The sequence below is a fragment of the Paenibacillus validus NBRC 15382 genome (assembly GCF_004000985.1).
GTDB lineage: Bacteria > Bacillota > Bacilli > Paenibacillales > NBRC-103111 > Paenibacillus_G > Paenibacillus_G validus.
The window spans coordinates 1-26,610 of the sequence record NZ_BIMH01000041.1; the positions used below are offsets into that span (position 1 = coordinate 1).

Genomic DNA, 26,610 nt, shown 5'->3' on the forward strand with positions numbered 1-26,610 from the left:
CGCTTGCCGCTTGCGCCGGTGCCCGTGCGTTCGCCGCCTCCCCGCCCGGCCAAGCCTTCCCGTGCGCCGCGGCCGCCCCGCTTGCCTTGGCGCACCGCTTTCAGCGCGTCAACGAGGCTCACCTTCTGCTGCCGCGGCTTCATGTCCACCATCTCGAAGTCGATGGTGCGTTCATCCATGTTCACACGCGACACACGCACCTTCACCTCATCGCCAAGGCGGAAAATCTTCGAGGTGCGCTCGCCGATCAGCGCGTGCTGGGCATCGTGGTAGTGGTAGTAGTCGTCCGTTAAGTCGGACAGACGGATAAGCCCTTCCACGGTATTGTCCAGCTCGATGAACATGCCGAAGCTGGTCACGCTGCTGATGATGCCGCCGAATTCCTCGCCGACCTTGTCGAGCATGAACTCGGCCTTCTTCAGCGACTCCGTCTCGCGTTCCGCATCTACGGCGACGCGCTCACGCTCCGACGACTGCCGCGCGATATCTTCCATCCTCGATGCCAAGTATTCGTGACGCTTGTCGCTGAGTACGCCGCCGCTCTCCAGCACCTCGCGAATGACGCGATGGATGATCAGGTCCGGGTACCGCCGGATCGGGGAAGTGAAGTGTGAATAAAACTCCGCCGCGAGGCCATAATGGCCCAGACTATTGGCATCATACTTCGCCTGCTTCATCGAACGAAGCATCACGGTGCTGATAACCGTCTCTTCCTTCGTACCCTTGATTTCCTCCAGCAGCGTCTGCAGCGCCCGCGGATGCACCGTATTGCCCTTGCCGCGCACCACATACCCGAAGTTCGTAATAAACTCCATGAAATGCGCCAGCTTCTCGCCGTCCGGGTCTTCGTGAATCCGGTACAAGAACGGCACCTTCATCCAGTAGAAATGCTCCGCCACCGTTTCATTCGCCGCCAGCATGAACTCCTCGATGATCATCTCGGCGATCGTACGGTCGCGCTTAATAATGTCGGTCGGCTTCCCGTTCTCGTCTACCAGGATTTTCGACTCTTGAAAATCAAAATCAATCGCGCCGCGCCGCATCCGCTTGGACCGAAGCTTCATCGCGAGCTCTTCCATCAGCCGGAAGTCGTCCATCAGGTAGCCGTACTTCTCGAGCAGCTCCGGTTCCGGAGCTTCTTCCGTAAGCAGCGTACGTACGTTCTTATACGTCATTCGCTCGCTGGTCTTGATCACACTCGTGAAAATATCATGCCGGACGACATTCGCATCCTGATCGAACTCCATCTCACAGGACATCGTCAGCCGGTCGACCTGCGGATTCAACGAGCAAATCCCGTTCGACAACCGGTGCGGCAGCATCGGAATGACCCGGTCCACCAAATACACGCTGCAGCCGCGGTTGTACGCCTCCTGATCAAGCGCCGAGCCCTCGCGCACATAATAGCTCACATCGGCGATATGAACGCCCAGGACGTAGTTGCCGTTCGGCAAACGCTCGACGTTCACCGCATCGTCCAAGTCCTTGGCGTCTTCGCCGTCGATCGTAACAATCCGCTTGCCGCGCAGATCGCGCCGTCCCTGACTGCGGATCTCCTCCTCCGTAATCGACTCCGGTGCGGCGGCCGCTTCGTCCATCACATCGTCGGCGAACGATTCCGGCAAGCCGTGCTTCCGGATGATTGACAAAATATCAATGCCCGGATCATTCTTATGCCCCAAAATTTCGATGACTTCGCCCTGTGCCGCAGCGCGGCCTTCCGGGTACGACACGATCCGCACCACGACCTTGTGCCCGTCCATCGCTCCGTTAAACGCATCCTTCGGAATAAAAATATCCCGCACGACCCGCTTGTCGTCCGGTATGACGAAAGCATACTCTTCCAACGACTTAAACAAGCCGACAATTTGTGTATTGGCACGGCTGACTACGCGTACGACTTCGCCTTCCATACGACCGCCGGACGCGCTCTTCGAGTTGACGCGGACCAGAATAATGTCGCCGTTCATGGCGGTTCCCATATCATTGGCGTGAATGTACACATCCGGAAGCTCCCGGTCGTCCGGGATCAGAAATCCGAACCCTTTCGCATGCGCTTGCAGCTTGCCTCGCAGTAAATTCATCCGTTCCGGAATACCGTATCGATCGTTCCGGGTACGTAATATCAAGCCCTCATTTTCCAAATCGTTCAGCAGCTTCAAGAACTCTTTAAATGCCTGAGCATCCTCCAGTTCAAAATGCTGCTCCAACTCGTGGTACGTCATAGGCTTATAAGCCGTTTCTTTCATAAAATCGAGCAATGCTTCTCTTGTGATCATTGGCGCTCACTCCTATCTTCTCTTTCTAATTTATGTGGAGGAACCTGCCGCCCGCTTGTTCCCATGCCCGTATTGACCGAGTGTAAGTAAAAATCCCGAATGCATCACCAACCCGTTCCCGCTCGTCGTCCAGCAGCAGTCCATGCGAGGATTCCGGGGAATAGGCGATCTGCCGGAAAGGCGAGGACATATGCTTATCTATGTAATCGGCGCTCCTCGGAACGACCAGCGTATCTTTCAAGCCTCCTCCGCTTCATTACCCGTCCGGAGAGAAAAAAAAACAGCAGGAGTAATATTCCCCTGCTGTCGTTGTTTTATGATTAAGCGGTTTTTACAAAGTACGCCACGATCAGAGACAAAACAAAGAAAACAACGGCCAACGCCATAGTCAAACGCTGCAAGAACAGCTCCAGACCGCGCGCCTTCTGTTTCCCGAACAAATGCTCCGCACCCCCGGAGATGGCACCGGATAATCCCGCGCTTTTGCCCGGCTGCAGCAATACGGCCGCGATTAATCCAATCGACGCAATCACCAAAATAATTTTCAGTGCAATTTCCATCTTCACACCTCCTACGAGCAGCAATCACAACTTGTCCGAAAATAGACAGCAAGCTTATTATACCACAAAAAAAATACGCTGACAAATCCAGTCCATACGGATGTGCAGCGTAACGGTATTTTTGTCAGGTTCAACGTTCGAACTGTTGCTGGATGCGAGGCTTCCCTTCGCGATGAGACGATCGTCCGCGGAGGAACAGCTTCAGCGCTTTGACCGCGCACCATAACGAGAAGACGGTAAACAGCACGGCCCAGCCGATCGCCGGGAACGGCGTCACCGCGCTCAAGTTGGAGGCGTCCCCTGCTCGCATCGGATCGTTCCACGCGTACATAATGAGCGAAAGCGGCCCGAAAACCGATTCCTCCAGCGTCAGGAACGCCAGCAGCAAGTAGTACAGATCCCGCAACCATCGCGGAGCGATAGCCAGCACGATCACGTTCAGAATGATGAACCCGATCAGCCACGAAATACCGGCCGGATTCCGAACGAACAGCACCAGAGACAGCACCGCAAGCAGTGTCATTACCTGCAGCCCGAGGCGCTCTTTATCCCGCGACCGGAGCCGGAACAACAATAGCGCAAACAGCGAAGCTGTCGCATACCCCGCGAGCGAGATCGGAATTAAGCTCCATCTGCTCGATACCTGCGAATACGTAACGCCGCTGTGGTTGGCGTACAGCTCAATGTACATCACCTTGCCGGACAGCGCCAGCGTGACGACAGCGTGACCGAATTCGTGGATCATGGTATCCAGATTGCGGAAAAAATCGCTGAAGGGAATCAAATGCGTAAGAAAGGCCGATACCACAAGAAACAGTACAGTCTTTATCAGATTACCCATAAGATTCCCTCCAGGGGTTGGTCAGGTGAACAAGGTTGAGGCTAGGCGTTGCCTCCTGTCGGCTGCGAGCAGCTGTATGCCCTCCGGCCTTTGTTAAAAACGGATGATTGGATTTGAAATAAGCTGCGGGTATCATCCGTTTTTAAAGGCGGCACGTAAACTCTCCGGTGCATACACTACTCTTCGCCTGACGGCAAAGCTCCAAGTCCAAAACCTCTTCTACCTGACAGTTTATTTATATATATTATTTGAAGTTTTTCAAGTTGTAGAACGCGGATTTGCCTGCGTATTGAGCGACATCGGCCAATTGATCCTCGATGCGGAGCAATTGGTTGTATTTCGCTACGCGGTCCGTACGGGAAGGCGCACCGGTTTTGATTTGGCCTGCGTTCGTCGCTGCCGCGATGTCGGCAATCGTGCTGTCTTCGCTTTCGCCGGAACGGTGGGAAATAACCGCCGTGTAGCCGGCGCGCTTCGCCATTTCGATCGCGTCGAACGTTTCGGTCAAGGAACCGATTTGGTTCACTTTGATCAGGATGGAGTTACCGATGCCTTTCTCAATACCTTGGGACAGACGCTCGGTGTTTGTCACGAACAGATCGTCGCCGACGAGCTGAACTTTGGAGCCCAGCTTCTCGGTCAGAAGCTTCCAGCCATCCCAGTCGTCTTCGGAGCAGCCGTCTTCGATCGTGATGATCGGGTATTTGTCGACCCAAGCAGCCAAGAAATCGACCCACTCGGCGGACGTGAAGGATTTGCCTTCGCCTTCGAGGTGGTATTTGCCGTCTTTAAAGAACTCGGTGGAAGCGACGTCCATGCCGAGGAATACGTCAACACCCGGCTTGTAGCCTGCGCGTTCGATCGCCGTGATGATCGTTTGAATCGCTTCTTCGTTCGAACCCAGGTTCGGAGCGAAGCCGCCTTCGTCGCCGACAGCAGTGTTCAGGCCTTTTTCTTTCAGAACCGATTTCAGGCTGTGGAAGATTTCAGCGCCTGTGCGAAGCGCTTCTTTAAACGTAGGAGCGCCTACCGGCAAGACCATGAACTCTTGCACGTCTACGTTGTTGTCGGCATGCGCGCCGCCGTTGATGATGTTCATCATCGGAACCGGGAGCGTCTTCGCGTTGAATCCGCCGAGGTAAACGTACAAAGGAATGTCCAAAGCTTCGGCAGCTGCGCGGGCAACCGCCATCGATACCGCGAGGATCGCGTTCGCGCCCAGCTTGCCTTTGTTCGGAGTGCCGTCAAGCTGGATCATGCGCTGGTCGATGCCAACTTGGTCCAAAGCGTTCATGCCGATGATTTCCGGAGCGATGATGTCGTTCACGTTCTCAACGGCTTTCAGCACGCCTTTACCAAGGTAACGGGATTTGTCGCCGTCGCGAAGCTCTACAGCTTCGTAAGCGCCGGTAGAAGCGCCGGATGGAACGATTGCGCGGCCGCGCGCGCCGGACTCCAGATACACGTCCACTTCAACCGTCGGGTTACCGCGGGAGTCAAGCACTTCACGAGCGTACACATTAGAAATTACTGTCATGATTCTAAACACTCCTTATCATTTTTAATCAAGCTTCGGCGTCATTAAACACGCTGAGCAATCAGCGAAGTTCCGGTCATTTCCTCCGGCTTCGCTACGCCGAGAATCGCCAAGACCGTTGGGGCAATATCTGCCAAAATGCCATCGTTCCTTAGTGTAACATGACTATCCGTCACAATGAAAGGCACCGGATTCGTCGTGTGCGCCGTATTGCGCGAGCCGTCCGGATTCGTGACGACATCGGCGTTGCCGTGGTCGGCCGTAATCAGCGCAACGCCGCCTTTGGCGAGAATCGCTTCGACCACTTGACCGAGGCAATCGTCTGTCGCTTCGATCGCTTTCACCGTCGGCTCCAGCAGGCCCGAGTGCCCGACCATGTCCGGATTGGCAAAGTTCAAGATGATGACGTCCTGACGTTCCGCTTCGATCTCGGCGACCGCTGCCGCCGCGACTTCGTAAGCGCTCATCTCCGGCTTCAGGTCGTAGGTGGCGACCGCCGGCGACTTGATCAGAATGCGGGTTTCCCCCGGAAGCTCGACATCCCGGCCGCCGCTGAAGAAGAACGTCACGTGCGGATACTTCTCCGTCTCGGCGATGCGAAGCTGCTTCAGGTTGTTCTGTACGAGCACTTCGCCGAGCGTATTGTCGAGATTTTTCGGCTTATACGCCACGTAACCGCCGACCGTCTCGCTGAACAGCGTCAAGCAGACGTAGTGCAGATCCGTCGGCGCTTTATCGCCGCGGTCGAAGCCGCGGAAATCGCTGTTGGTGAATACTTGCGACAATTGAATCGCCCGGTCCGGGCGGAAATTGAAGAACACGACCGCATCGCCGGATTCGACGAGTCCGACCGGCGTACCGTCCGGCTTCACGATGACCGTCGGCATGACGAATTCGTCAAACACCGAACGCTCGTACGATTCCGTGATCGCTCTCATCGGATCTTCATACTTCGGACCGTCGCCGTATACCATCGCACGGTACGACTTCTCTGTCCGCTCCCAGCGCTTGTCACGGTCCATCGCATAATAGCGGCCTTGTACGGTCGCGATGCGGCCGACGCCGAGCTCGGCGATTTTGGCAAGCAGCTGCTCCATGTACTTTGCGGCGCTGTCCGGGGCTACGTCGCGGCCGTCCAGAAACGCATGAATGTACACATCGTCCAGCTGCTCTTTCTTGCAGGCTTCGAGCAAAGCGAACAAGTGTGCGATATGGCTATGCACGCCGCCGTCGGAGAGCAAGCCGTAAAGATGCAGCTTCTTGCCGTTCTGCTTGGCGTGACGAATCGCGCCGAGAATCGTTTCATTATCGTAAAACTCGCCGTCGCGAATCGATTTGGAGATCCGGGTCAAATCCTGGTACACAATCCGTCCCGCGCCAATGTTCAAATGGCCGACTTCCGAGTTGCCCATCTGACCCTCGGGCAGGCCGACCGCTTCCCCGCACGCCGTCAAGGTCGTGTGCGGGAATTGGTTCCAATACCGATCGTAGTTCGGCTTCTTCGCTTGGGCAACAGCATTGCCCTGCACGTCGCCGCGCAGGCCGAAGCCATCCAAAATAATGAGCGCTACCGGTTTCGGTCTGGCCATTTTACTTGGCCCCCTCAACCAGCGCGATGTAAGAGGCCGGCTCCAAGCTGGCGCCGCCCACGAGCGCACCGTCGATATCGGCTTCGTTCATGTACTCGGCGATGTTGTTCGGCTTCACGCTGCCGCCGTATTGAATCCGGACCGCTGCCGCCGTTTCCGCGCCGTACAGACCTTCGACCAGGCCGCGGATGTAACCGATCACGTCCTGCGCATCGGCCGCCGTAGAAGATTTGCCCGTTCCGATCGCCCAGATCGGCTCGTATGCGATCACGACTTGAGCTGCTTGCTCCGCGCTCAGACCGGCAAAAGCCGCTTCCGTTTGCACTTTGCACACGTCTTTCGTTTGACCGGCTTCGCGTTCTTCGAGCTTCTCGCCTACGCACACGATCGGCGTCAAGCCGTGCTTGAACGCGGCATGCACCTTCTTGTTCACCGTCTCGTCAGTTTCCGCGAAGTAAGCGCGGCGCTCGGAGTGCCCGATGATAACGTAATCTACGCCGAGGTCTTTCAGCATAACGCCGCTGATTTCGCCCGTGTAAGCGCCGTTGTCTTCAAAGTGCAGGTTTTGTGCGCCGACTTTCAGCGTCGTGCCTTTCACGGCTTCGACCAACGCCGGAAGGTTCGTGAAGGGAGCGCAAATGACGCTCTCCACGCCGTCTACCTCCGCTTTGCCTTTAACCTCGTTAACGAATGCTACGGCTTCGCTTACCGTTTTGAACATTTTCCAGTTGCCTGCAATAATCGGTTTCCGCATCGATGTCCGAGCCCCTTTCCAAATTTGCCTTAAGCAGCTTCATCTGCTTATCGTAAGCTATTCCTTATCGTTCAAAGCCACGACGCCCGGAAGCGCCTTGCCTTCCATAAACTCGAGGGATGCGCCGCCGCCGGTCGAGATATGATCCATCTTGTCTGCCAATTGGAACTTCTCGGCCGCCGCCGCCGAATCGCCGCCGCCGATAACGGTGTAAGCGCTCGTCGTCGCGCAAGCTTCCGCCACGGCACGCGTTCCGTGCGAGAACGGTTCGATTTCGAATACGCCCATCGGTCCGTTCCACACGACCAGCTTGGACTCGGCAATCACCTTGGCATATTTCTCGCGCGTTTTCGGCCCGATGTCGATGCCTTCCCAGTCCGCCGGAATTTCGCTGATCGATACGATTCGCGTGTTCGCTGTAGGGCTGAATTCGTCGGTGACCACGATGTCGTCCGGCAGCAGGAAGTTCACGCCTTTTTCCTTCGCTTTGTTGATGAAGCTGAGCGCCAGATCAATCTTCTCGTTATCGACGAGCGATTTGCCGATCTCGTTGCCAAGCGCCTTCAGGAACGTGTAGGACAAGCCGCCGCCGATAATGATGTTGTCGGCAATGTTCAGCAGATTGTTGATGACGTCGATCTTGTCTTTGACTTTCGCGCCTCCGACGATCGCAGTGAAAGGACGCTCCGGATTGTTCAACGCTTTCCCGAGCACATCGAGCTCCTTCTCCATCAGAAGGCCGGAAACGGCCGGCAAGTGATGCGCGATGCCTTCGGTCGAAGCATGAGCGCGGTGAGCAGCACCGAACGCGTCGTTCACATACAGGTCGGCCAGCTCCGCAAACGACTTGGCCAGCTCCGGATCGTTCTTCTCTTCACCGGCGTAGAAACGAACATTCTCAAGCAGCAGCACGTCGCCGTCGTTCAACGCTGCGACTTGCGCTTTGACCGCGTCGCCGATCGCTTCATCCGCTTTCAAAACCGGCTTGCCGAGCAGCTCGGACAAACGAGCGGCCGCTGGCGTTAAGCGCAGCTCCTCCACAACTTGTCCCTTCGGACGGCCCAAGTGGCTCGCCAGAATCACTTTCGCGCCGCGCTCGGTCAAATACTTGATGGTCGGCAAAGTTTCACGAATCCGCGTATCGTCGGTAATGTGGCCGTTCTCCAGCGGTACGTTGAAATCCACCCGCACAAATACCCGTTTTCCGCTAACTTCGACGCCACGCACGCTTTTCTTGTTCATTTCTCGTCGCCTCCCGATTGATTACTCGATATTCTTTCCCGCATTCTCTCTTTAATTTTCGCTCTCTATCCGAATTTTCCCTATCTGTTCACAAATTAGGCACATTTACCCGCACACAAAAATTGTGGTCATGATCTGCGTCTCGCCCGCACCTCCCGCTAGGGAACTCCGCGTTGGCCCGCTCCCGTGCAAACCGATACCGGCTTGCCGGAAGCGGACAAATGCCGTCCCTGCGCTATTGGTCGAACTTGAGTTTCAGTTCATCACCACAATGGGTTTCAAGCGATCTTACAGACCTTTTTTCGCGATGAAGCTAACGAGATCCACGACGCGGTTGGAGTAGCCCCACTCGTTATCGTACCAGGAAACAACTTTCACCATGTTGTCGCCGACAACCATCGTGGACAACGCATCGATTGTCGAGGAAGCAGGGTCGCCGTTGAAGTCGCTGGATACGAGCGGCTCTTCGGTGTAGTTCAAGATACCTTTCAGCGGGCCGTTAGCCGCTTCTCTCAAAGCTGCGTTAACTTCATCAACCGTTACGTTTTTGCTGACTTCAACTACGAGGTCCGTTACGGAAACGTTAGGTGTTGGCACGCGCATAGCCATACCGTTCAATTTGCCTTTCAGCTCAGGCAATACGAGGGAAACGGCTTTCGCTGCACCGGTCGTGGACGGAATGATATTCTCGGCAGCTGCACGTGCACGGCGCAAGTCTTTGTGCGGCAGGTCGAGCACGGATTGATCGTTCGTGTAGGAGTGAACCGTCGTCATCATCCCTTTTACGATACCGAACGTGTCGTTCAATACTTTCGCAAATGGCGCCAAGCAGTTCGTTGTGCAGGATGCGTTGGAGATAATCGTATGTGCAGCAGGATCGTATTTATCTTCGTTAACGCCAAGCACGATCGTGATGTCTTCGTTCGTAGCAGGTGCGGAGATGATAACTTTCTTCGCGCCGCCTTTCAAGTGAAGCTCGGCTTTCTCTTTAGCTGTGAAAATACCGGTGGATTCAACGACGATTTCAACGCCGTTAGCTCCCCATGGCAGGTTTTCCGGGTTGCGCTCGGCAAAGACTTTAACCGTTCTGCCGTTCACGATCAATGCGCCTTCCGTCGACTCCACCGTAGCGTCCAATTTGCCGTGCGTCGTGTCATATTTCAGCAAGTGAGCCAATGTTTTAACATCCGTCAAGTCGTTGATGGCTACGACTTCAACTTCAGGGTTATTCAGCGCTGCGCGGAACACGTTACGTCCGATACGTCCAAATCCGTTAATACCAATTTTCGTTGCCATGAGAAAGTTCCTCCTAAAATATGGTTTCTTTTTATATATGTCAAGACAGGTATAAACCCGTCAAGATGTCAAGCTTCTTACGATTTCAGCGGCGGCAGCCTCATCCGTAACGAGCACATCCTCGTGACCATGGCGGAGAACGGCGACGATCGCCTCGCCCTTGCTCTTCCCGCCCGCGATGCCGATGACCGTATCCATCTCGTGAATGTCTTCGATGCGAAGACCTACCGTAGGCATCTTGTGCAAAATGCGGCCGCTGCGGTCGAAGTAGTAGCCGAATGCCTCCGCGAGCGCTCCTTCGCGCTGCAAACTGCTCGTCGTTTCCGGATCGACCTTCCGGCGTCTTGCCATGACCATAGCATCTCCCATGCCGTGTACGACCATCCTTGCCCGGCGGATGAACTGAATGATCTCGGCGATATGATCGTCCTGTATCAACGATTGGTAGGCCTCTTCATTCAAGTGGTCCGGCACGTGCAGCAGCCGGTATCGGGCGCCGGCCTTCTTGGCCATCGTAGCCGCCACCGTGTTGGCCTGCAGTTCCACGCTTTCGCCAAGTCCGCCTCGTGCGGGGACGAACCAGCAGCTCTTCATCGACGCCGTAGCATTCAACTGATCGGCCACCTGCGCCATCGTTGAGCCCCCCGTAACGGCGATGACTTCATCTTCTTTAACCAGCTTTCGCACCACCAAAGCGCCGGCGCGGCCCAGTTCCTTCTTCGCATGCGGCGAAACTTCCGAATCCCCCGGCACGATCACCACCTGCTTCAAGCCGAATCGGTCGCGAATGAGCTCTTCCCACTCCGTCAATCCGAATACGTCTTTGACCAGCGGCTCGATCTTCTCGAGCAGAACGCGGCCCGCATCGGTGATTCGCATCCCCGAAGCATCGATCTGAAGCAAGCCCTGTTCTTTGAGAAAATCGACTTCACCGCGCAGCACCCGCTCGGTCGATCCGATCGAAACTGCCAGCGTACGGCGTCCGACGACTCCCGAAATAAGAATGTGCTGCAGAATCGTGTACCGTTTTTTCATCGTTTCGAGCAGGTCGGGCAGAAGCTGCTTCTGAATATCCAGAATATCTCGCATGGCCTCGAATCTCACATCGCTCTCTGTTGGGACTCTTTTTGTCCCGGTGATACATTTTCAGTCCCACATGACCCAAAAAAAGAACTAAGCTTCTCACTTAGATGTTCCCATTATAATTCAATTTGATTCCACATTCAAGTAGATATCCGCCTAAAAAAGACATCAACTTTGACTTGCAATTCATTGGAGAATGTCTTATAATAACTTTTGCTGTCACTCTTTGTGACTTGCACAACATCATACGCGCCCGTGGTCCAATGGATATGACGTAGGCCTCCGGAGCCTGAGATTAAGGTTCGATTCCTTACGGGCGCGCCATCTATACTAACGACAATCAGCCCTAACTTCACGTGATGGCTGTTTTTTTTACTCTTTGTTTGACCTTTCTTGACCTTTGTTTGAATTTCCGCTATGATGGATATAGTTTAATTATAAAAGGAGGCTGCAGCACATGAGTTTTATTCCTATGGTTGTCGAACCGGATGCAAGAGGGGAACGCGCATATGACATTTATTCGCGCCTGCTTAAGGACCGGATTATTTTTCTCGGTAGCGGAATCAACGACGTTGTAGCCAATTCGATCATCGCGCAACTGCTTTTCCTGGCCGCACAAGACCCGGACAAAGACATTAGCCTGTATATCAACAGTCCCGGCGGCTCGATCACTTCGGGGATGGCGATTTATGACACGATGCAGTTCATTAAGCCGGACGTTTCGACGATCTGCGTCGGTATGGCCGCTTCGATGGGTGCATTCCTGCTGGCGGCAGGCGCCAAAGGCAAGCGCTATGCGCTGCCGAACAGCGAAGTCATGATCCACCAGCCGCTCGGCGGTGCGGAAGGCCAAGCGAGCGACATCGAAATTCGCGCTAAGCGCATTCTGAAGATGCGCGACAAGTTGAACACGATCCTTGCGGAGCGCACGGGACAATCGTTCGAGCGGATCGAGAAGGACACCGACCGCGACAACTTCATGTCCGCGGAAGAAGCGAAAAACTACGGCTTGATCGACAACGTCATCGAGCGGATCTAAACCAAACCTGTAACAGCCCTGACTCTACGGCTCTCCTGCCGCGGGGTCAGGGCTGTTGTCATATCGCCAGACGGCAGGGTTATTCCGACGCCGTAGTGAACGTGAACGTATGCGTACGCCGCCCTGCCTCTACGGTGATCTGCACACGCGCTCCGGGAGCAAAGCCGCCCTCCGGCCTGTAGCTCATACCGCCGCCGGAACCCGCGGTCTCTCCCGGGACCGGTGTATCCGGCGAATCTGCGTAACGAACGCGCATGCCCATGCTGTCGTGCCGGCCCTTCCACACAACCCGAACCTCGCTATCGCGGGGAACCTCCAAGCTTCCGTCCGCCGGAACCGTTTGCGCGATCCAATGCGAGCTTTGATAGCAGTCCCAGCCCCACCACCCCCCGATAACTGCCGCGAGTAGAGCGAAATAAATCGCACCCTCCCTCGCCCTCAGCCGCAGCTCCGGCTCCATCCGGCCGGTTAATGCATAGCCTGATACGACCGCCGTCATTAACGCCGTGACCGCCAGCCAGATGTGCAGCAGCATGCCAAGCCCGAACCCGATCCGTTCCCACGGCATCCAATGGCGTACGAAGCTGCCCCCGTACATCAGCCAGCTGAACAAGGCGGGCACCTGCCCCAAGACGACGAAAGCCATGCCGACGATACCAAGCAGCAGCAGGCCTCGTTTCACCGGAAGCGAGCCCAGTCGGTACATCCGCGTACAGACTCCGACGACAAGCCCGCCGATGACGGCGAAGAACCCCCACCTTCCGATTTCTTCCTCGCGGATGCCGCCCAAGATATACCAGGGAACATAAGGTATAAACAGCGTGCCTATTGCAAATAAGCTCCAACCTGTCACTCTCATCCAATTTTCCGGAGCATGCCGTCCGATTCCCATGTTACCTGCGCCCCCCTGCTTGGTTTCCAAAAATTGACCTGCTCGTTTCTATAACGGTTCAGGAGACGCGAAGGTTACGCGGGATCGAATAACGTTTCGATGACGATTGACTGACGGCGGACATCAAGACGCGCTCACTCCATCGTGCTTAAGGCTTCGGGCATCCCGCCATTCGCACAAAAAAACCTCCCGATTCCGCTAAAGAACCGGGAGGCTTCGTTCGTTACTTGGTTTCACGCTCGTCGAGCGGGTAGAAGATTAAATCGATGGGGAACGCCGAACCGGCCGGCGGGCTGAACTCGATATCGAGCGCTTCTTCCGTCCCCGTCGTTTTAGCCAGAATCTGCATGCCGTCAAACGCCGTGATGACGCCGGATTCCGGCACAAGGCGAATTTCGCCGTTGATTTTGAACGGACCTTTAAAGACACCGCCCTTTGGCAAAATCATAACCGCCATTTTGCGCGGCTTATCGGCGTGAATTTTGTACACAACCCCATAATTGCCGTCATTGTTCACCTGCTGCATCCGAATCGTATCGTAGCCCGGCTGGAACGGATCGATCTTCCCGTCCCCGACGATCAGCCTCGACGGGCTCGTGAAGGTGGTCGCGTCGATGTTCCACTGCACCTCGGACACCGGGAACGAGCCGCGCACGTGTCCGTTGAACGGAAGCAGCGGTAACGTCAGCGAGTTTTGCGAGATCTGGCTGGAGGCGATGAACGAAAACTGCACCAGTCCGTCCGTTTCGACGTCATAGAACAGGTTCACGCCTTGACCCGGATAGAAGTCCGGCATTTGTTTATAGACGAACGTTTGATTCGGCGGAATCGTCAGCTTCTCGTTCAGCGGGTCGCCGAGCAGGAAGTCGACTGTCGCTTCGTTTCCGATCAGGTTCGCATATACGGAAGGCCATACTTCGCCTTTGTTCGTCGTTCTGACGGTGACCGGCTTATCCGTCATATTTTTGGCGAGTATCGCCATCGTCACTTTTTCGTTCGTACCGTTAATATGGTCTGCGTACAGGCGACCCTTGCCTTCGATCGTATCCTGATACAAAATCCCTTGCTGCTCGAACGTCTCGGGACTGTCGCTGACAAGCAGCTTGCGCGATTTGTCTTCCGTCACTTGCTTCGGCAGCTCCGGCAGCTCGTGGAAATTGCTCCACAGTACGGACCAGTTCGTCTTGATGAACGAGCCTACCGGGCTGCGGTAAATCGGATACTCCACCTCATTCAGATAGGTCTCCTTGCCGATAACCAGATAGCGCGTGTAGGGCTCGCTCCGGTTCCCGTGAATGTCCTCTACCGTCAAGGTCACCGGATAGGTGCCCGGCGTGAAGATCGCTTCCTGGCGGCCCTTCCAGTCGAACTTCGCAATGCCCTCGGCATCGGGATCGTAGCTCAAATCGACGTATTTGATCGGCTCTCCGATCTTGTAGACCGACTTGCCGAAGCTGAACTTGGCTACCGGCTTGGAGTTGCCGGTATCCGGGATATAGATGCCTTGCGGCGTCTTCACATATAACACTTCGACGCGTTTAAGCTCGTCGTTGTATGTATAACGGGCGCCCATGTAATCCGCCAGCCAAGTGAGTTTGACCATCAAGCGGCCGTTCACGATCGCCGCCGCGTCGTCAAAGCGCATCCAATAACCGTTGATCCAGACGGATTTGTTATCGCTGTCGAGCAAAATTTGCGCGTTCGGCGTCTCCATCTCGATCATCCGTGTCTGCTCGTTCCATTCGACTTTCATGCCGAACGCATCGCCCAGAAATTTCGCCGGAACGAACATTTTATCCTTGATAATCGTTGCCGGGGCGTCGAGTGTGACCTGCTCCCCGTTCAAGAACGCTTCCGCTTTATTTAAGTACAGCAGCACGTACGTCGTCCCTGACGATACCGAAGATTCCTTCTTGTCAGCAGCCGATGCGCTGAAGCCAAACGTCCCGAGCAATAGTGTGAAAACCAGCAATAAGGCCAGTTCCTGTTTCATACGTCTCATGTGTTGTTTCTTCTCCTCTTCTGTCTGTTTCAGGATACCAATATACGACGACAATTTAGACGATAGCTGCCTATAAAAGGTTGCGCCCCATTTGCCGCGTGTTTCGAGTATTAGTCGCCGTTTAGCCAGATGTTCATGAAATGTACAATTTTAAACATACAAAAGCCTCGACTCCCCTCCAGGAAATCGAGGCCTCCCGTTCATGTTTACCCACTACGCGACCACGAGCACAAATGCCACCAATTACGCCGCGAGCGAAATTTCCGCTAACGATCCTGCCTCGCTTTACCGGTCTGCCGCAGGCACGAAAATTGCAAGCGCATTCATCTCTGTCGTTCGCTTCCAGCAATCTGTTCTATCTGAAACAGACTGCCGTGATTCGCGAATACCGATACCATTACCGCAATCCCCGGAAGGGAAGAAGCTTCCTCCCGGAAGCTTGCGGCTCTGCTTATTGGTTCTCCAATTCCTCTTTGCTGACCAAGGTGACTAAAGCGTTTACAGCCTGCTCTGCGTCCGAACCTTCGGCACTTATGTGAACTTCGGTCCCTGTGCTGATGGCCAAGCTCATAATCCCCATGATGCTTTTGGCATTCACTTTCTTCTCGTCCTTCTCCACGAAAATCTCGGAAGAGAACTTGTTTGCTTCCTGTACGAAAAGTGCCGCCGGTCTGGCATGAAGGCCTGTTTTCAACTTAACGACTACTGGGCGTCTCGACATGCAACCAATACCCCCTACTTTTATTAGCTCATCCATGAAGGGCAAATCACCCTATAGATAAATTTTATTTTTACAAATTGCAACGGTAGACTGACTTGCTTACAGCGGTAAACAGCTGTAATCGCAAAAATGCGATTTTTCAACTAGTATAGCATTTTTCGGCGTTCTGCACTAGAATTTTTGATGATTTCCACAAAATATCTATATTTGAACCGGCTAAAGTTCTTATTTTCGCAACTTCTCCGCCATCTCGTCGATCTTCCGCAACCGATGGTTGACACCCGATTTGCTTACATGGCCTTTCAGCATATCGCCGACTTCCTTCAAATTCATGTCAGGATGCTTCAAGCGGATCTCGGCCACTTCGCGCAGCTTCTCCGGCAAGTTCTCAAGCCCGACTTCCTTCTGCAGCAGCCGGATGTTATCGATCTGCCTGACTGCAGCGCCGATGGTCTTGTTTAAATTCGCCGTTTCGCAGTTAACCAGCCGATTAACCGAATTGCGCATGTCTTTCATGATGCGGACGTCCTCGAAGCGCAGCAGCGCTTGATGCGCGCCGATCAGACTTAAGAACTCAATAATCTTCTCGCCTTCCTTGATGTACAAGACGAAACCTTTCTTCCGTTCGATACAGCGGGCGTTCAGGTCGAATTCGTTGGCCAGCTTGCAGATCGCTTTGCAATGCTCCTCGTACATCGAGTAAATCTCCAGATGGTACGACGAGCCTTCCGGGTTGTTTACCGAGCCTCCGGCCAGGAACGCTCCGCGCAAGTATGCGCGCTTACAGCAGCTCCGTTTAATGATGCCCGGTTCGATGCCGTCCGTAAAGTGGAATCCTTCGGAGACGATGTACAGCTCCTTGAGGATATCCTGTACTTGTACCGGTACGCGCACGATATATACGTTGTTTTTTTTCAACCGCATCTTTTTCCGTACAAGCAGCTCAGTGTGCACATGAAACGTTTTTTTGAGCAGCGAATAAATTCTTCTGGCAATCGCGGCGTTTTCCGTCGAGATGTCCAGCACGATTTTTTGGCTTGTCAGCTGTACGGTACCGTTCATGCGAATCAGTGCGGATAACTCAGCCCGTTCGCAGCAGCGGTCGGACTCCATGAGCGTTAGCTCTTTTTTCGTTTGTGCGGCGAAGGACACAGAAATCACCTCTTCTTGAACATCCAGCTTTCCACCAGTTGATAAATGTGCTGACTTAACCTCTCGGCATCATGACGCAAATACGTGCGGAACAAAACAAGCTTGTCGGCGATGATCTTGTACCCTTGCTTGGTTACCTCGTCCAGATCGAGATGAACGACCCTGGCGCCCTGCTCCGCATATCTCGCCTGCACCTGCTCGGGAATTTCGCCGTTGTTGACAATGACGTAATCGAACAAATCTTCGCCGACATGGTCGCGAACCGCCTTTAGATGATCGCTCACTTTGTAATCGTCCGTCTCGCCGGGCTGCGTCATCACATTGCAGATGAACATCTTCAGCGCCTTCGATTCCACAATCGTCTTCGTAATTTCCGGTACGAGTAAATTCGGCAAAATGCTCGTATACAAGCTGCCGGGGCCGACAAGGATGGCATCCGCCTCCCGAAGCGCTTCCAACGCCTCCGGCAAAGCTCGCGCGTCCTTCGGTTCGATGGAAACGCGGCGAATTACGCCCCCGGCTTTCGGAATCTTCGACTCGCCTTCGATGATGCTGCCGTCTTCCATCTCCGCCCGCAGCACCAGCGCCTGGTCCGAGGATGGAAGCACGCGGCCGCGCACGGCCAGCACGCGGCTCAGCTCACGCACGCCGGTCACGAAGTCGCCCGTAATATCGCGCATCGCTGCCAGCATTAGGTTGCCCAAGCTGTGGCCTGCCAATCCATTTCCTTTATCAAATCGATATTCCAGCAGCTGGCCCAGCAGCGGCTCTACGTCCGCAAGCGCCGTCAGCACGTTGCGGATATCGCCGGGAGGAATGATCTCCAGCTCCGAACGCAAAATGCCGGAGCTGCCGCCGTCGTCCGCCACGGTAACGACCGCCGTAATGTCGATCGGCTTTTGCTTCAACCCGCGCAGCATCACCGACAGTCCGGTGCCCCCGCCAAGCACAACGATTCGCGGTAAATAGGCTGCGCTCTCCCGATCAGAGCTCATTGTTTCACCTCAACCCGATCTCGCTCGGAATCCCGGTGGCTCACACGGACAATCTCCGTCTCGCCGTTAGCCATCACCTTGCCGAGATATTCGGCGATCGCTACCGAACGGTGCTTGCCTCCGGTGCAGCCGATACCGATAACGACTTGGCTCTTTCCTTCTTTTTTGTACTGCGGCACCAAAAAATGAAGCATATCGAGCAGCTTCGTCAAAAAATCCTGAGTCTCGTTCCATTTCATCACGTATTCATATACGTCCGGGTCTTGGCCGGTATTAGGGCGAAGGTGATCGATATAATGCGGATTCGGTAAAAAGCGCACATCAAAGATCAAATCGGCGTCGATCGGAATGCCGTACTTAAAGCCGAATGAGATCACATTGATGGAGATGATGCCCGTCTCGAGGTTCGTAAACCTGGATACAATACGTTCTTTAAGCTGCACCGGTTTCAAGCTGCTCGTATCGATGACTTGCGTGGCAAGTCCCTTCAGCTCCTCCAGCAGCTTCCGCTCTTGGTGAATCCCTTCAAGCGGAGCTCCGTTCGGCGCAAGCGGATGCTTCCGCCGGCTTTCCTTGTAACGCTGAACAAGTGCGGAATCGGTCGCATCCAGAAATAAGATTTCGTACGTTAACGTGTAATTCTCGTTCAAGTAGCGCAGCGACTCGGACAACGAATCGAAAAATTCGCGGCCGCGCAAGTCGATCACGAGCGCCACTTTGCCGATGCGGCCCTTCGATTGCTCGATCAGTTCGGCAAATTTCGGGATGAGCACCGGAGGCAGGTTATCTACGCAAAAGAAGCCCAAATCCTCCAAGCTCTGCACGGCGATCGTTTTGCCCGCGCCCGACATGCCGGTAATGATGACCAGCTTGCCTAGGCTTTGCATTTCTTCCATGGGGACTGTAGCACTCCTTTGTTAGGCTCGGAGTTGCTGCGTGGAGGCGAGACAAGCTACCTTTGCGATAGGTTTCCGCGTCCGGAGAAACTCCCTCCAAGCTCAGTTAAAATTCGGTTTCTAAAGAACAAAAGCAGCAGGGTAAAGACCGAATTTTAAAGTAGCCACGTAAACTTTCCGGGTGTTTCTCCTCCCGATCACGAATCGCAGCTAGTTAACAGCCGCCGCTCGCAGCAATCCTCGCTATAGTATATGAAAGGTTCGCGCTTTGACCTGCGAACCTTGCTTTCAAAAATTAGCCGCGCAGGTTCAAACCTGCGGCGCCAACGATACCGGCGTCGTTGCCGAGGATGGCCGGCACGATGTCCACGCCCTCTTGCGCTGTTTCCTGCGTGCACTCGCGGTAATATTTGCGGATCGCATCGAACAGAATGTCGCCGGCTTTGGACACGCCCCCGCCTACGACGAAACGCTGCGGGTTGATCACGACAGACACGGTGGCCATCGATTTGCCGAGGTACATAGCGGCGCGGTTGATAATGCGAAGCGCCGTCTCATCGCCGGTTTTCGCAGCATCGAACACGTCCTTGGCCATAATGTTCTCCACGAGCGCAAGCGAGGTATGCTCCCCGCGCTCTACGGCCTCTTTCCCCATACGGATGATGCCCGTCGCCGAAGATACGGTTTCGAGACAGCCCTTCTTGCCGCAGCCGCAATCGATCGCTTCGAGATCCGGCACGATGATCATATGACCGAGCTCACCGGCCATACCGTTCGAGCCTTGATAGATGCGGCCGTTGATAATGATTCCGCCGCCTACGCCCGTTCCAAGCGTGTAGCATACGATATTCGCGATGCCTCTGCCCGCGCCGGCCCAAGCTTCGCCAAGAGCGGCCACGTTCGCGTCGTTATCGATTTTGACCGGTTTGCCGAGCTTCTCTTCAAGAATTTTTTTGACCGGCACATTCCGCCAACCCAGGTTGGGAGATAGCTTGACAAAGCCTTCCGGGATATCCAGAAACCCCGCGATCCCGGCACCGATTCCGGCCACTTGATCCCATGTATATGCGGATTCCGTTACAAGTTTACGCGCATACTGCGCAATATTTTCCAGCACTACATCGGGGCCGTGCTCGGTTCCGGTCGGCCCTTCGTCCGTTTGCAGCAGATTGCCCTGTTCGTCGCACAAACCTACCTTAATCGCGGTGCCTCCCAAATCGACTCCCAAATACACTTGATCGCCCATACCCGTCTTCTCACCTCATAAATAATCGCATCGTCTAACTTTGTATGTGTTCGAGCTTTATGGTCTTGTCCAGCCGCTCAGGATGAGCGCTCCATGTTCCAACTATAAGGCAACCCACCCGGGAGGTCAAGAAGAGTCCACGGGAAAAAACGTGGAACAAGTTTGTTCCACGCTTTATGCAGACGGCCTTTTAGAGCGTTTGGCTCCAGTCGTGCACCATGTGTCCTTCCAGAAACTTCTCACAATCGAGCGCGGCCATACATCCGCTTCCCGCCGCGGTAATCGCTTGACGGTATTTGCTGTCCTGCACGTCGCCGCACGCGAACACGCCTTCAACGTTCGTCATCGAAGTGCCGGGCTTGACCAAGATGTAGCCGACCTCATCCGTAACGATTTGACCTTCAAGGAAATCCGTGTTCGGCTTATGGCCGATCGCGACGAAAATGCCGTCCGTCTCAATGATTTCTTCCTGGCCGGTCTCGTTGTTTTTCACTTTCAACCCGGTAACGCCCTTGTCGCCCGACACGACTTCAAGCGGAGTCCGGTTCAAGCTCCACGAGATCTTCGAATTCTCGCGCGCGCGGTCCTGCATGATCTTCGAAGCGCGCAGCTCTGCTCTGCGATGCACCAGCGTCACTTGCGTAGCGAAGCGCGTCAGGAAATTCGCTTCTTCCATCGCCGAATCGCCGCCGCCGACCACGACGATTTTCTTCCCGCGGAAGAAGAATCCGTCGCATGTGGCACATGTGCTGACGCCGCGGCCCATGCTTTCCTTCTCGTTCTTAATGCCGAGCAGCTTCGCCGAAGCGCCCGTCGAGATAATCAGCGATTCCGCTTCAATATCGCCCAAGCCCTCGACGTTAAGCTTAAACGGACGTTTCGACAGATCGACCTTGTTGACCCAGCCGGTCTTGAATTCTGCGCCGAAACGTTCGGCCTGCTTGCGCATATTATCCATTAATTCCGGCCCCATAATGCCTTCGGGGAAACCCGGGAAGTTCTCGACCTCCGTCGTCGTGGTCAATTGACCGCCGGGTTCAGGACCTTCGATGACGAGCGGGTTCAGATTCGCGCGCGCCAAGTAGATAGCTGCCGTTAAACCGGCCGGGCCGGTTCCGATTACGATTGATTTGTACATAGAAGGTGTCCTCCCTACAGATCCCGCTTATTTTTTAGGATGGAGCTTCCAGTCCGGAAAACTTTCGGAAAATGGAGTCCATTTTCTCGCGTAAACCGCAAGCCTCGTCGATGAGCTTGGCGTTCTTGCTGACCGTAGCCACGGAAACGCCATAACGGTCGGCTGTCTCTTGAAAGCTGACAGGACGACGGTGCATCCGGGCGATCCAATATTCGAGCGCCGCGGCCCAGCCCTCCACCTTTGCGATTTTCGGAACGGCGGGAAATACCCGCGTTAAATATTCTACCCAAAGGGTCTGTAAATCGTACTGCTGTACGATATCGTACCGCCGCGCCATTTCACGCTGCGCCAATTCCATGACCAGCTGCCATTTCCGGTCCCATACGGGCAGGCTCGGAGAATGCGGCGACGGTGCGACGGTCGTCGAACGGCCTTCCAGCACCGCCGGCAGCGGATCTTTCACCCCGATGCTGCGCAGGACGAACACGGCCATCTTTTTCAAATAGTCGTCTTCCTCCGGCTCCAGAATAAACTCCGTCAGCGCATCCTTTACTTCATCGTCCGCAATAAGACCAAACGCCTGAATGACCTGCAGCTTCGTATCGGTATCGCCGTGCCGCAGCGCCCAGAAGAACGAGGAACGGACGAGCGGATCTTTTTTCAAGTGATCCGGCAGGCCGCCTTCCTTACGCTCCATGCCGCGCAGCTGTTCCTCGAACGGCAGGTGATAATGATAGCTCACCTGAGCCTTCGTATCGCCGTCGCGACGCTTGTTCAAGATATTCAAATAAAATCTCGGAATATCCGAGCCCGGATCGTTCTTCTCCGCTTGCCGCCACAACCGCTCCGCTTCGTCCCAGCGGCCGGTATTGTATGCGGCTACGGCCGCATAGTGGAACAAGCAAGGGTCCGGTCCGGCCTCGCCTGTCTTTAACAGCCTTTTGAACAGCCGGTACGCTTTGTCATGTTCACTTAATATACCCATCGTCGTGGCCAGTTTAAACACATGGTCCTGATGGAAGGGATACGTCTTGCGCAGCATGTCCAGCAGCCCCGCCAGCTTCTCGCGGTCGCCGAAATGCTGGTAGAAAATCGCCAGGTTGCAAAGCGCATGCAGATTGCCGGGCTCCAGCTCGAGCACCTCGCGAATCATCTGCACCGATCGGTCGAAATGACCCATATAATAATAAGCGAGCGCCAAATTGTTGCGCGCCGCCATGAAGTCCGGATGGTTGCGAATAATGGTCTCCAGCAGCCGCACCGCTTCGGAGAACTTACCTTCCTCCAGCATGCTGCGCGCGCGATCGTGCTCGAACAAGCCTTCCCGGCTCTTGATCGTCGTCAGCTTCGCAGGACGATCGAGCTCCAGGCGCAGCAGCTCCATCATTTCTTCGGACTCTTCGAGAAATTGCCCTGTCGGATCGTTCTCCAGATAATGAACGATCGCCTTCTCGGCCGACTCGTAATTCTCCATATTGGCAAAATTGTTGGCCATATAAAAATAACATTCCGTCATCGCCGGATCGATCTGATCCAGGACATGCTGCAAAATGCGGTTCGATTCCTCGTAGTTGCCCATTTCCGACAAAAGCCCAGCCAAATTGCAATGGTTGACCGGATTTTCAGGCTCATACTCGGCCGCCCGGCGAAAATACTTCAATGCCTTATCGTAATGATAACGGTCCAGGGATTGAACGGCTTTTTCGAAAAAGAACGTGGCATCCATTTGCATCGGAACGACATTGGTGCTGGTCTGGGGCAGCACACGTTTTTTCTTCTCCATGGTTAAGGCACCTCCGTGACCCGTCCGGTAGAGCTTACCGCCGAATACGAATAACGAATGACGTTAGCTATCGTCTGTTGCTTCCCGGAATTCTAATGATTCCTAATTATAACACAATCCGGCCCAAAACCGTAGGTTTTGAAAGCCGGAGACGTGTGGAAAAAACATTTAGGATAAGTTTTATACTCCGCCGTACTTGAACAAGGAGCTGAGCGAGCCGCCCGACACGATAATGTTGATCGCATCGGCGAGCAAGTGGGACACGGACAATACCTTGAACCGGGCGGAATGATCGTCCGGAATCGCGATCGAGTCCGTAATCACCACCTCCGCAATGTTCGGATGGTCCAGACGCTGCAGCGCCGGGCCGGAGAACACCGGATGCGTAGCACAGATATAAGCGTCCTTGGCTCCGCGCTCTTTCAGACCTTCGACAACATTCACGATCGTTGTGCCCGTATCGATCAGGTCCTCGATAATGATCGGCGTGCGTCCCTCGACGTCCCCGATGACGTGCGTAATAACCGCTTCGTTATGAGCGGGTCTTTTCTTGATCATCATCGCGAACGGCGCATCGAGAATGTTGGCCAAATTCTCAGCCGTCGTAGCGCGTCCAGCGTCCGGCGATACGATGATCGGATTTTCGATATTCAGACCTTTAATATAATCACTAACCAAATCCAGCGCCGTCAAATGATCCACCGGGATGTTGAAAAAGCCTTGAATCGCCGGAGCGTGCAGGTCGATCGTGATCACACGGTCGGCGCCCGCCGCCGTCAGGAGATCCGCAACCAGCTTGGCCGAAATCGGCTCGCGCGGCGCGGCTTTACGCTCTTGGCGGGAATAACCATAGTAAGGAACGACAAGGTTGATCGTTCTCGCGGATGCCCGTTTCGCCGCATCCATCATCACGAGAAGTTCCATGAAGTGCTCGTTAATCGGATGCGAGAACGTTTGTACGAGAAACACGTCGCAGTTACGAATGCTCTCTTCGTAAAGACAGTAAATTTCCCCGCTCTTAAATCGGGAAAGTTTGATCTGACCTAGCGGCACTTCGAGCTCTTGACAAATACGCTCCGCCAGTTTCGGGTTGGACGAACCCGAGAAAATCTTCAATTTGTCGGTATACATGGTTACCTCCGCTTTCTGTTGTTACGTGGTTCGTTTGACGATGCCCAGACTCGGAAGTCTTGAGCGTTTACATAAAATTTAGAATGCTTCCACTCCCTCATTATACATGAAAAGAATCGAAACCAATAGGCACCATCGTCCGTTTCCGGCCCTTAAATGTGGCTAATTCGTTAAATCCGACATTTTTCAACAAATCGACGGCTTGATCCAAATATTGGGCGAGCCGCTCCGGCTGATGCGCATCGGAGCCGATGGTGAGCGGAATTCCAAGCTCCAGGGCGTATTCCAGCATGCGCCGGCTCGGGAACATCTCGTTCACCGGCATCCGCAGCCCCGACGCATTCAATTCGATCGCCATGCCCGCCGCCCGGACCGCCTCCAGCGCTTGTCGTTCGAGGTGTTCGACGCTTTGCTCGGGCTTGAAGCCGAATCGCTTAATGACGTCGATATGGCCGATGTAATCGTAGAATCCGGTTCGGCAAGCCTTGCCGACGGCGTCGTAGTATTGCTTGTATACTTCGTAGGCGTCGCGTTCTTTCCAGCCATCGGTTTGCCGGTAGTCCGTAATGTCCCATTCGCCCAGAAAATGAACCGAGCCGATGACGTAATCCCATGGATACGCCTTCACAAGACGCTCGATCTCGGCTTCCCAGCCTTCGATATAGTCGCCCTCCATCCCGACCCGGATGTCGATACGGTCTTTGTATTTCTCCTGCAGTCGGAACGCCTCTTCGACATAATTCGGCAATTCCTCCATCGGCATAGCCATGCCGGGAAGATAGGCGGCCGGGTCGACATGGAGCAAGGGCATGTGATCGGACAGCCCCAACTGGACGAGCCCGATCTCAATGCCCTTCAACACGTACTCCTCAAGCTCTCCCGACGCATGTCCGCAGCGCACATGGTGCGTATGGTAATCAATGCGCATAGAAACGCTCCTTATCCTGAAAATCTGACGTTTATTTCTGTTTATTATGACGACGATCCAGTTCCCGCATCACGTCGTCCAGCGGCAGCCTCTGCTCGCGCAGCAGCACCATCAAGTGGAAGATGAGATCGCTTGCTTCGTAACGCAGCTCGTCTTTGTCGCGATTTTTGGCTGCGATGATGACTTCGGCCGCTTCTTCGCCGACTTTCTTAAGAATTTTGTCGACGCCCTTCTCGAACAAATACGTCGTGTACGCGCCTTCGGGCCGTTCGGCATCGCGCTGCGCAATGGTCGCTTCGAGCGCGTTCAAGATGGCGAAGCGGTCCTGCTTGTCGGAATCGTTCGCCGTTGCCGCATCCGCCGCCAGCGCGCCGATCTTCGCGTCATGATAGAAGCAGCTGTAGCTGCCTGTATGGCAAGCCGGGCCCGCTTGATCGACCTGCACGAGCAAGGTGTCGCCGTCGCAGTCGTACCGGAGCGAGCGCACCTTCTGAATGTTACCGCTCGTCGCTCCTTTATGCCACAGCTCGCTGCGCGAACGGCTCCAGAACCAGGTTTCGCCCGATTCCAACGTTTTGCCGAGCGACTCCCGGTTCATGTACGCCATCATCAGCACTTCTTTGCTGACTGCATCCTGCACGATGGCCGGCACGAGACCGTGCGCGTCGAAGCGCACCGCAGCTAGGAGCTCCTCCAGGTTGGTTGCCGTTTTTCGTTCGCTCATCGCACTTCCACTCCTTTAGCCTTGAGGTCGTCCTTAACCTCTTCGATCGTTATCTCTTTATAATGGAAAATCGTTGCAGCCAGACCCGCATCCGCCTTGCCTTCCGCGAATACTTCGTAAAAATGCTCCTTCTTCCCCGCTCCGCCGGAAGCGATAACCGGAATCGTCAGCAGCTCCGACACCGCCTTCGTGAGCGGCACATCAAAGCCGTCCTTCGTGCCGTCGGCATCCATGCTAGTCAGCAGAATTTCGCCGGCGCCGAGGCGTTCCACCTCTTTCACCCATTCCAGCGCCTTCATGCCCGTGGCGTTCCGTCCGCCGTGGGTGAACACTTCCCACTCGCCCCACTCCTTGTTGAAGCGGGCATCCACAGCGACGACGATGCACTGCGAACCGAACCGGCGCGCGCCGTCGGACACGAGCTGCGGGTTGCGCACCGCCGCCGTGTTAATCCCGATCTTATCCGCGCCTGCGCGCAGCAGCCGTTTCATATCGTCCACGCTTGCGATCCCGCCCCCGACCGTGAACGGGATCGTAATTTGCCCCGCCGTCTTCTGCACGACCTCGACCATCGTCGCCCGTCCTTCGTGCGAAGCCGAGATATCGAGAAAAACCAGCTCGTCCGCGCCTTCGCGGTCGTAAATCGAAGCAAGCTCCACCGGGTCTCCGGCATCGCGCAAATTGACAAAGTTAACACCCTTGACGACCCGGCCGTCCTTGACGTCAAGACAGGGAATGATTCGTTTGGCTAGCATAGCCGTACCCCTTTCGTATGGAATGCG

The 26,610-nt window shown here is 54.8% G+C and carries 23 protein-coding genes and 1 tRNA gene; 2 read left to right on the forward strand and 22 right to left on the reverse strand.

The window, feature by feature from the left end; genetic code table 11:
* The 9 genes from rnr to PVA01S_RS20625 all read right to left on the reverse strand — a co-directional run.
* The coding region (gene rnr / locus PVA01S_RS20585) for a ribonuclease R (RefSeq protein WP_127609147.1) at positions 1–2,279 on the reverse strand (2,279 nt) is incomplete at its 3' end.
* Positions 2,280–2,599: 320 nt separating this feature from the next.
* On the reverse strand, positions 2,600–2,839 hold the full coding sequence (gene secG / locus PVA01S_RS20590) for a preprotein translocase subunit SecG (protein WP_054797504.1): 240 nt from the start codon (positions 2,837–2,839) through the stop codon (positions 2,600–2,602).
* A 130-nt stretch (positions 2,840–2,969) separates the two neighbouring features.
* Positions 2,970–3,680 carry a M50 family metallopeptidase gene (locus PVA01S_RS20595; RefSeq protein WP_127609149.1) on the reverse strand — a complete coding sequence of 237 codons (711 nt, stop codon included), beginning with the start codon at positions 3,678–3,680 and terminating at the stop codon, positions 2,970–2,972.
* A gap of 244 nt (positions 3,681–3,924) precedes the next feature.
* Positions 3,925–5,217 carry a phosphopyruvate hydratase gene (gene eno / locus PVA01S_RS20600; protein WP_054797503.1) on the reverse strand — a complete coding sequence of 431 codons (1,293 nt, stop codon included), beginning with the start codon at positions 5,215–5,217 and terminating at the stop codon, positions 3,925–3,927.
* 44 nt (positions 5,218–5,261) lie between these two features.
* Complete coding sequence (gene gpmI / locus PVA01S_RS20605; RefSeq protein WP_127609151.1) at positions 5,262–6,806, reverse strand: 2,3-bisphosphoglycerate-independent phosphoglycerate mutase; 1,545 nt, start codon at positions 6,804–6,806, stop codon at positions 5,262–5,264.
* Between the two features lies 1 nt (position 6,807).
* Complete coding sequence (gene tpiA / locus PVA01S_RS20610) at positions 6,808–7,560, reverse strand: triose-phosphate isomerase (RefSeq protein WP_127609153.1); 753 nt, start codon at positions 7,558–7,560, stop codon at positions 6,808–6,810.
* 57 nt (positions 7,561–7,617) lie between these two features.
* On the reverse strand, positions 7,618–8,802 hold the full coding sequence (locus PVA01S_RS20615; protein ID WP_127609155.1) for a phosphoglycerate kinase: 1,185 nt from the start codon (positions 8,800–8,802) through the stop codon (positions 7,618–7,620).
* Positions 8,803–9,090: 288 nt separating this feature from the next.
* A complete protein-coding gene (gene gap / locus PVA01S_RS20620) occupies positions 9,091–10,098 on the reverse strand; it encodes a type I glyceraldehyde-3-phosphate dehydrogenase (protein WP_127609157.1) in 1,008 nt (335 codons plus the stop codon).
* Between the two features lie 60 nt (positions 10,099–10,158).
* Positions 10,159–11,187: a sugar-binding transcriptional regulator gene (locus tag PVA01S_RS20625; RefSeq protein WP_127609159.1), complete on the reverse strand. Its 1,029-nt coding sequence runs from the start codon at positions 11,185–11,187 to the stop codon at positions 10,159–10,161.
* A 243-nt stretch (positions 11,188–11,430) separates the two neighbouring features.
* Between PVA01S_RS20625 and PVA01S_RS20630 the strand changes: the two genes are divergently transcribed.
* Positions 11,431–11,505: transfer RNA gene (locus PVA01S_RS20630), tRNA-Arg, on the forward strand.
* A 133-nt stretch (positions 11,506–11,638) separates the two neighbouring features.
* Positions 11,639–12,220 (forward strand): ATP-dependent Clp endopeptidase proteolytic subunit ClpP, encoded by a 582-nt coding sequence (clpP, locus tag PVA01S_RS20635; RefSeq protein ID WP_127609161.1) that lies wholly within the window; start codon positions 11,639–11,641, stop codon positions 12,218–12,220.
* A 79-nt stretch (positions 12,221–12,299) separates the two neighbouring features.
* On the opposite strand, the gene PVA01S_RS20640 is transcribed toward clpP, so the two are convergent.
* The 13 genes from PVA01S_RS20640 to hisF all read right to left on the reverse strand — a co-directional run bounded on the left by PVA01S_RS20640 (position 12,300) and on the right by hisF (position 26,583).
* The gene (locus tag PVA01S_RS20640) at positions 12,300–13,112 is read right to left on the reverse strand and encodes a hypothetical protein (protein WP_127609163.1); all 813 of its coding nucleotides are present in this window, start codon (positions 13,110–13,112) and stop codon (positions 12,300–12,302) included.
* 223 nt (positions 13,113–13,335) lie between these two features.
* Positions 13,336–15,114 carry a copper amine oxidase N-terminal domain-containing protein gene (locus tag PVA01S_RS20645; protein ID WP_127609165.1) on the reverse strand — a complete coding sequence of 593 codons (1,779 nt, stop codon included), beginning with the start codon at positions 15,112–15,114 and terminating at the stop codon, positions 13,336–13,338.
* Positions 15,115–15,565: 451 nt separating this feature from the next.
* Positions 15,566–15,835: an HPr family phosphocarrier protein gene (locus PVA01S_RS20650; RefSeq protein ID WP_010500412.1), complete on the reverse strand. Its 270-nt coding sequence runs from the start codon at positions 15,833–15,835 to the stop codon at positions 15,566–15,568.
* Between the two features lie 225 nt (positions 15,836–16,060).
* Positions 16,061–16,987 (reverse strand): DNA-binding protein WhiA, encoded by a 927-nt coding sequence (whiA, locus tag PVA01S_RS20655; RefSeq protein ID WP_127609167.1) that lies wholly within the window; start codon positions 16,985–16,987, stop codon positions 16,061–16,063.
* A gap of 5 nt (positions 16,988–16,992) precedes the next feature.
* Positions 16,993–17,982 (reverse strand): gluconeogenesis factor YvcK family protein, encoded by a 990-nt coding sequence (locus tag PVA01S_RS20660; RefSeq protein WP_127609169.1) that lies wholly within the window; start codon positions 17,980–17,982, stop codon positions 16,993–16,995.
* Positions 17,979–18,878: an RNase adapter RapZ gene (rapZ, locus tag PVA01S_RS20665; protein WP_127609171.1), complete on the reverse strand. Its 900-nt coding sequence runs from the start codon at positions 18,876–18,878 to the stop codon at positions 17,979–17,981. The genes PVA01S_RS20660 and rapZ overlap by 4 nt, the downstream gene beginning before the upstream one ends.
* Positions 18,879–19,173: 295 nt before the next feature.
* Positions 19,174–20,124, reverse strand: a complete 951-nt coding sequence (locus PVA01S_RS20670; RefSeq protein ID WP_127609173.1) for an ROK family glucokinase — start codon at positions 20,122–20,124, stop codon at positions 19,174–19,176.
* A 190-nt stretch (positions 20,125–20,314) separates the two neighbouring features.
* Complete coding sequence (gene trxB / locus PVA01S_RS20675; protein WP_054797499.1) at positions 20,315–21,262, reverse strand: thioredoxin-disulfide reductase; 948 nt, start codon at positions 21,260–21,262, stop codon at positions 20,315–20,317.
* Positions 21,263–21,296: 34 nt separating this feature from the next.
* Positions 21,297–23,045, reverse strand: a complete 1,749-nt coding sequence (locus tag PVA01S_RS20680; RefSeq protein ID WP_127609175.1) for a tetratricopeptide repeat protein — start codon at positions 23,043–23,045, stop codon at positions 21,297–21,299.
* A gap of 180 nt (positions 23,046–23,225) precedes the next feature.
* On the reverse strand, positions 23,226–24,176 hold the full coding sequence (locus PVA01S_RS20685) for a ribose-phosphate diphosphokinase (RefSeq protein ID WP_054797498.1): 951 nt from the start codon (positions 24,174–24,176) through the stop codon (positions 23,226–23,228).
* A gap of 100 nt (positions 24,177–24,276) precedes the next feature.
* Positions 24,277–25,104, reverse strand: coding sequence for a histidinol-phosphatase HisJ (gene hisJ, locus PVA01S_RS20690; RefSeq protein WP_054797497.1), 828 nt, complete (start codon positions 25,102–25,104; stop codon positions 24,277–24,279).
* 31 nt (positions 25,105–25,135) lie between these two features.
* A complete protein-coding gene (hisIE, locus tag PVA01S_RS20695; protein ID WP_127609177.1) occupies positions 25,136–25,828 on the reverse strand; it encodes a bifunctional phosphoribosyl-AMP cyclohydrolase/phosphoribosyl-ATP diphosphatase HisIE in 693 nt (230 codons plus the stop codon).
* Positions 25,825–26,583, reverse strand: a complete 759-nt coding sequence (hisF, locus tag PVA01S_RS20700) for an imidazole glycerol phosphate synthase subunit HisF (RefSeq protein WP_127609179.1) — start codon at positions 26,581–26,583, stop codon at positions 25,825–25,827. Before hisF ends, hisIE begins: the two co-directional genes overlap by 4 nt.
* Positions 26,584–26,610: the final 27 nt, after the last annotated feature.